Genomic DNA, 5,963 nt, shown 5'->3' on the forward strand with positions numbered 1-5,963 from the left:
GGCGCGGCCCCGGCCTCGTCGGCGGCACCGATCACGGCCAGGACCGCGCCGACCTCGACGGTGTCGTCCTCGGCAGCCCTGATCTCGAGCAGCGTCCCGGCGACGGGGGAGGGGATCTCGGTGTCGACCTTGTCGGTGGAGACCTCCAGCAGCGGCTCGTCGACGGTCACGGTGTCGCCGACGTTCTTGAGCCAGCGGGTGACGGTGCCTTCGGTGACGGACTCGCCGAGCGCCGGGAGAGTTACTTCGGTGGCCATGGGCTTCCTTCGCTGCGATCTCTTGTTGTCGCGGTCAATCTTGGCACCAAGACCGAGCCTGTCCAGCACCGGCCGTCGTACCGGTCGGTAACCCCATCGGTAACACGAGGAGTGCCCCATCGGCGCGATCACCGCCCCGCTGCTGGTGCCGGTCGGGCACACTGTGCGGCATGGCGTTCTGGGATCGGTTCCGTCGCGGGACCCGGTGGAGCGGTCCGGCGGCCGATGCGCACCGGACCGGCTCGACGCGGGTGCGCGCGGCGGATGCAGAGGACGTGGCGCATCTGCGCCGGTTCATCGAGACCCGGCGCGGCGTGGAGGGGTTCGTGGAGCCGCGCACCGCGGTCAGCGACGTGACGCTGCTCCTGGTGGCGCACGACGGCGAGTGGACCCGCCGCCGGGTGCCGTCGGCACGCTGGGCGCACGAGTTCTGCAATGACCGCCAGGTCCCGTCCTACGACGCTGCCATGGTCGGGATCCCGCAACGGATGCGGGACTACAACCGCCGCCGCAGGCAGTCGGGCACCTGACGTTCGCACCGCAACAGGCGAGACGGCGTGCCGAAGGTCAGGTACGCCGCACCAGCGCCCGCACGTAGTCGACCAGGGTCGCGACGGCGGTTCCGGTTCCGCCGGGCGTGATGTGCCCGTAGGCGCCGCCGCTGTTCCAGGACGGCCCGGCGATGTCGAGGTGCGCCCACGGCAGCCCGGCGGTGAACTCGCGCAGGAATGCCGCGGCGAACAGCCCGCCACCCCAGCGGATCCAGTCGTGCTGGGCGAGGTCGGCGATCTTCGAGGAGTGGATCCGCTCGTCCATGATCTCGGGGATCGGCATCGGCCAGGCCGGCTCGCCGGCGACCTCGGCGGCGGCCAGGATCGCCTCGACCGCGTCGGGAGTGCCCATCACACCGGTGATCCGGTCGCCCAGCGCGGTGACCATGTGCCCGGTCAGGGTGGCCACGTCGATGATCACGTCGGGGGAGACCTCGGTGGCACGGACCAGCGCGTCGGCCAGCACCAGCCGGCCCTCGGCGTCGGTGTTGAGCACCTCGGTGGTGGTGCCGCCGTAGTGCGTGATCACGTCGCCGGGACGCATCGCCGAGCCGGAGAGCATGTTCTCCGCCATCGGCGCGTACGCCGAGATCCGCACCGGCAGCCCGAGTCGGGCGATGGCGAGCGTGGCCTGCACGACGGTGGCGGCGCCGTGCATGTCGGACTTCATGTCCTTCATCGAGCCGGCGGGCTTGATGGTCAGGCCGCCGGAGTCGTAGGTGATGCCCTTGCCGACCAGCGCCACATGGGCGACAGCTCCGGACGGCTGGTAGGAGAGCTCGACCAGCCGAGGTGGGGCCGCCGAGCCGAGCCCGACCGCGAGGATGCCGCCGCAGCCCAGCTCGGCGAGCCGCTCCTCGTCGTACACGGTGACGGCCACGTCCGGCACCTCGGCGACCGCCTCCGCGACGGCGGAGGCGAACAGCGGCGGGGTCAGGTCGCCGGGCCCGGTGTTGACCCAGTCGCGCACCGCGCCGACCGCGGCCGCGACGACCTGCGCCTGCTCGAACGCACTCACCGCCTCGGCCTGGCGCGCGATCGGGGAGAGCACGATGACGTCGGCGGCCCTGACGTCGTCGCCGCCGGAGCGGTACGTCGTGAAGGTGTAGCCGCCCAGGATGCTGCCCTCGGTCACCGCCCGGACCAGCTCCGGGGTGTCGGCGGGCAGCGCGAGCGCCACCGAGGTGGCATTGGGCACCGCCCGGGCGGCGGTGCCCGCGGCCCGGCGTACCGCGTCGGTGGTGGCCTCCGACCCGAGACCGACCAGGATCAGCAGCGGCGAGGCGAGGGCGCCGCCGGTCGGCACCTTGGTGACCTCGCCGGCCTTGCCGGTGACGCCCAGGGTCGCCAGCAGGCCGCGCAGCTTCCGCCCGTAGGCATCGGCCACTTCGGCGGCGCCGCGGGCGAGCTCGGGCCCCTTCGCGCCCTGCACCACCCCGGCCACCACTGCCTCGGCTCGGGTCTTGGCGGGGTTGGCGGTGCGCAGGGAGAAGGACGTCACGCCGGGCAGTTTAGAGTCTGGGCCATGGCGGATCTGCTGCTCTCTCCTCTCCACGACCGACACGTGGCGCTGGGCGCCAAGTTCGGCGAGTTCGGCGGCTGGTCGATGCCGCTGGAGTACACCGCGGGGGTGGTCAAGGAGCACACCGCCGTGCGCGAGGCGGTCGGGATCTTTGACGTCAGCCACCTCGGCAAGGCGCTGGTGAGCGGGCCCGGCGCGGCGGCGTACGTCAACGCGACGCTCTCGGGGGATCTGCGCCGGATCGGGCCCGGCAAGGCGCAGTACACGCTGTGCCTCGACGACGCCACCGGCGGCATCGTGGACGACCTGATCGCCTACTACCGCGACGACGAGCACGTCTTCCTCATCCCCAACGCCGCGAACACCGCCGAGGTGGTGCGTCGGCTGGCTGCGTCCGCGCCCACCGGGGTCGAGGTGGCGAACCAACACGGCGACTACGTCGTCCTGGCCGTGCAGGGTCCGCACGCGGACGAGGTGCTGGCGCGGGTCGGACTGCCGACCGGGCACGACTACATGAGCTTCGTCGACGCGCCCTTCCGGGGTGCCGACGTGGTGGTGTGCCGGACCGGCTACACCGGCGAGCGAGGCTACGAGCTGGTCGCGCCCAACGCGGTGGGTCTCGCGCTGTGGGATGCGCTGCTCGCCGCCGGTGAGGGGCTGGGCATGCTGCCATGCGGCCTCGGCGCGCGCGACACGCTGCGCACCGAGATGGGCTACCCACTACACGGGCAGGACATCTCGCCCACGATCAACCCGCTCGAGGGCGGCGTCGGCTGGGCGGTCGGCTGGAAGAAGGACGCGTTCTGGGGTCGTGACGCGCTGGCGCCGATCAAGGAGAGCGGCCCGAGCCGGGTGCTGCGCGGCATCGTCGCGGTCGGGCGGGGCATCCCGCGACCGCACATGACCGCCTCGCTGGCCCCCGACGTACCCGTGGGGGAGGTGACCTCCGGGACCTTCAGCCCCACGCTACGCAAGGGCATCGGCCTGGTGCTGATCTCGGCCAAGGTGAACCCCGAGGCCGAGATCGGCATCGACGTCCGCGGCCGACGCGAGATCTTCCAGCTCACCCCGCCGCCGTTCGTCCCCTCACACGTCCGGGAGTCCTGACATGTCCCTGCCCGACATCCCCTCGCCGTTCAAACAGCCCACGCCGGGCGACCGCCCGTGGTGGTGGCGTCTGGAGGACGGCTCCGGCGCCGAGGTCGCCGTCACCGAGGAGTACGCCGACCAGCGCTTCCCCTCCCAGGGCGATGCGGAGTCGTGGATCGGGGAGTTCTGGGGCGAGCTCGCCGAGCAGGGCGTGCGCGCGGTGACGCTGTTCGAGCTCGACCGCGAGGTCTACGGCCCGATGGCGCTGAGCCGGTAGCGCTCGCCGGGCGGACGGCGCAACGTGAGCGCCACCACGCGAGACTGAGCGCCGAATCGGTCGCGCCCGGCCACCGCTGGGCCCCATAATCCGCAGCGTCAGATCCCGCTGGTGCCGCCTCGGACCGGCATCCGGCCCGACCAGGAAAGTCTCATGGATCGCTTCTTCCGTATCAGCGAGCGCGGCAGCAACCTCCGCGCCGAGGTTCTCGGCGGCTTGGTCACGTTCGCGACCATGGCCTACATCGTGGCGCTCAACCCCGCTATCCTCGGCGGCCTGCCCAAGGGCCTCAAGGACTCGGCCGGGCATGTGCTCGACCCGACCCAGCTCGTCACCGTCACGGCGCTGGTCGCCGGTGTCATGACGATCCTGATGGGTCTGTTCGCCAACGTGCCGATGGCGCTGGCGGCAGGCCTGGGCGTGAACGCGTTCGTCGCCTACACCCTGGTCGCCGGCCGCGGCCTGACCTGGCCGGACGCGATGGGCGTCATCGTGATCGAGGGCGCCGTGATGCTCGTCCTGGTCCTCATCGGACTGCGTGAGGCGATCGCCAACGCCATCCCGGACTCGCTCAAGCGCGCCATCGGCGCTGGCATCGGCCTGTTCATCGCGCTGATCGGCCTCGTCGACGGCGGCATCGTCGTCGCCGGCAACGGCACCATCGTGGCGCTCAGCGACCACTTCCGCAGCTGGGGCACGTTCGCGTTCGTCCTCACCCTGCTGGTCACCGCGATCCTGATGGCGCGCAACGTCCCCGGCGCCCTGCTGATCGGCATCGTGGTCGGCACGGTGGCCTCGATCATCATCAACGCCGCCGTCGACGGCACCCCGATCGCCGGCGCCACCTGGCCGCACAAGGTCGTCTCCGCGCCCGACTTCGGCCTGGTCGGTGACGCCCGCTTCCACGTCTTCAGCGTGCTCGGCTGGGGCGCAGCGATCGGTCTCATCCTGACCGTGCTGATGGCGAACTTCTTCGACGCGATGGGCACCGCGCTGGCGATCGGTCGCCGAGCGGACCTGGTCGACGACCAGGGCCGGCTGCCGCAGATGCGCAACGTGCTGATCGTGGAGTCGCTCGGCGCCGTCGCCGGTGGCGCCGCCTCGGCGTCGTCCAACACGATCTTCGTGGAGAGCACCGCCGGTGTCGCCCAGGGCGCCAAGACGGGTCTGGCCAACATCGTCACCGGCGTGCTGTTCCTGCTGGCGATGTTCCTCTCGCCGATCGTGGGCGTGATCCCGTCGGCCGCCACCGGCCCGGCGCTGGTGATCGTCGGCGCGCTGATGATCAGCCAGGCGGCCGGCATCGACTGGGATGACATGGGCATGGCGATCCCGGCGTTCGCCACCATGGCGTTGATGCCGTTCACCTACTCGATCGCCAACGGCGTGGGCGCGGGCATCGTGCTCTACGTCTTGATCGCGCTGGGTCGCGGCCGCTGGCGCGACGTCCACCCGCTGCTCGCGGTGGTCGGGGCGTTCTTCGTCTGGTACTTCCTGCGCGGCGTGGTTTGACGGTCACCGCGCGGTCCTCACCACTCCATCAGGCGTACGCCGGGAGCGGCGAGGACCGCGCGGTCCGCTGACACCAGGGTGAGGTTCTCGCAGCGGGCCTGGGCCACCAGCAGGCGGTCGAAGGGATCGCGGTGGTCCCAGTCGAGCGCGCCGGCCGTCACTGCGTGCGCGGACGTGATGGCCAGCTCGGCTGCACCCAGTGACCGGATGCGCTCAGGCCAATGGAGCAGCAGATCGGAGACCTGCGGCAGCTTCCCGATCCGATGCTTGGTCGCGAGCTCGAACGCCGACGCGGCGGAGACGTAGATCGCATCCGAGCTGTTGAGGTCGGCGACGAGGGCGGCCCTCGGGCTGCGACCGTGCGCGCCGAGCCAGATGAGGGCGTTGCTGTCGAGCAGATAGCTCACTCCCATTCGGCGAGCTCCTCTTCGGTCATCGGTTCGAGGATCTCGTCTCCGACGGTGAAGTCCATGAAGTGCAGCTTGATCTTCGGCCGATCGAAGAACGGCTCCAGCCGCGCGACCGGCTTGCCCGCGCGCGCGATCACGATCTCCTCGCCCGCCTCGACCCGGGCCAGGAGCTGACTGAGGTGGGTCTTCGCCTCGTGGACGTTCACCAGGGTCTCGCTCACGCACCCACGGTAGATGACTAAGCAGACTTAGCCAAGGTAGATTCGCGGCCATGCGCCCCTTCCGTCAGGTCGATGTGTTCTCCGCCGAGCCGCTGCTCGGCAACCCGGTCGCGGTGGTGCACGA

The 5,963-nt window shown here is 71.1% G+C and carries 8 protein-coding genes; 4 read left to right on the plus strand and 4 right to left on the minus strand.

Translation table 11 applies throughout. The annotated features are described in order from the left end of the window. The coding region (locus VHA72_RS15285; RefSeq protein WP_325576724.1) for a biotin/lipoyl-containing protein at window positions 1–257 on the minus strand (257 nt) is incomplete at its 3' end. Between the two features lie 170 nt (window positions 258–427). Here VHA72_RS15285 and VHA72_RS15290 point away from each other — a divergent pair. Continuing rightward, a complete protein-coding gene (locus VHA72_RS15290; RefSeq protein WP_325576726.1) occupies window positions 428–787 on the plus strand; it encodes a hypothetical protein in 360 nt (119 codons plus the stop codon). A 37-nt stretch (window positions 788–824) separates the two neighbouring features. On the opposite strand, the gene VHA72_RS15295 is transcribed toward VHA72_RS15290, so the two are convergent. Beyond that, window positions 825–2,309 carry a leucyl aminopeptidase gene (locus tag VHA72_RS15295; RefSeq protein ID WP_325576728.1) on the minus strand — a complete coding sequence of 495 codons (1,485 nt, stop codon included), beginning with the start codon at window positions 2,307–2,309 and terminating at the stop codon, window positions 825–827. 24 nt (window positions 2,310–2,333) lie between these two features. On the opposite strand from VHA72_RS15295, the gene gcvT reads away from it, so the two are divergent. The 3 genes from gcvT to VHA72_RS15310 all read left to right on the plus strand — a co-directional run bounded on the left by gcvT (window position 2,334) and on the right by VHA72_RS15310 (window position 5,208). Further along, entirely contained in the window at window positions 2,334–3,437 is a 1,104-nt protein-coding gene (gene gcvT / locus VHA72_RS15300) for a glycine cleavage system aminomethyltransferase GcvT (protein ID WP_325576730.1), read from the plus strand. A 1-nt stretch (window position 3,438) separates the two neighbouring features. Continuing rightward, window positions 3,439–3,696: a hypothetical protein gene (locus VHA72_RS15305; RefSeq protein ID WP_325576732.1), complete on the plus strand. Its 258-nt coding sequence runs from the start codon at window positions 3,439–3,441 to the stop codon at window positions 3,694–3,696. 153 nt (window positions 3,697–3,849) lie between these two features. After that, window positions 3,850–5,208: an NCS2 family permease gene (locus tag VHA72_RS15310; protein ID WP_325576734.1), complete on the plus strand. Its 1,359-nt coding sequence runs from the start codon at window positions 3,850–3,852 to the stop codon at window positions 5,206–5,208. 17 nt (window positions 5,209–5,225) lie between these two features. Here VHA72_RS15310 and VHA72_RS15315 read toward each other — a convergent pair whose 3' ends face one another. Beyond that, window positions 5,226–5,621 carry a type II toxin-antitoxin system VapC family toxin gene (locus tag VHA72_RS15315; protein ID WP_325576736.1) on the minus strand — a complete coding sequence of 132 codons (396 nt, stop codon included), beginning with the start codon at window positions 5,619–5,621 and terminating at the stop codon, window positions 5,226–5,228. Beyond that, window positions 5,612–5,839: a type II toxin-antitoxin system Phd/YefM family antitoxin gene (locus VHA72_RS15320; protein WP_325576738.1), complete on the minus strand. Its 228-nt coding sequence runs from the start codon at window positions 5,837–5,839 to the stop codon at window positions 5,612–5,614. Before VHA72_RS15320 ends, VHA72_RS15315 begins: the two co-directional genes overlap by 10 nt. Window positions 5,840–5,963: the final 124 nt, after the last annotated feature.

The organism is Nocardioides sp. (assembly GCF_035547795.1).
Classification (GTDB): domain Bacteria; phylum Actinomycetota; class Actinomycetes; order Propionibacteriales; family Nocardioidaceae; genus Nocardioides.

Bases quoted from the DNA above. Each gene is read 5' to 3' on its own strand.
- VHA72_RS15310 (WP_325576734.1), top strand. From the start codon at position 3,850: ATGGATCGCTTCTTCCGTATCAGCGAGCGCGGCAGCAACCTCCGCGCC.
- gcvT (WP_325576730.1), top strand. From the start codon at position 2,334: ATGGCGGATCTGCTGCTCTCTCCTCTCCACGACCGACACGTGGCGCTG.
- VHA72_RS15290 (WP_325576726.1), top strand. From the start codon at position 428: ATGGCGTTCTGGGATCGGTTCCGTCGCGGGACCCGGTGGAGCGGTCCG.
- VHA72_RS15305 (WP_325576732.1), top strand. From the start codon at position 3,439: ATGTCCCTGCCCGACATCCCCTCGCCGTTCAAACAGCCCACGCCGGGC.
- VHA72_RS15315 (WP_325576736.1), bottom strand. From the start codon at position 5,621: ATGGGAGTGAGCTATCTGCTCGACAGCAACGCCCTCATCTGGCTCGGC.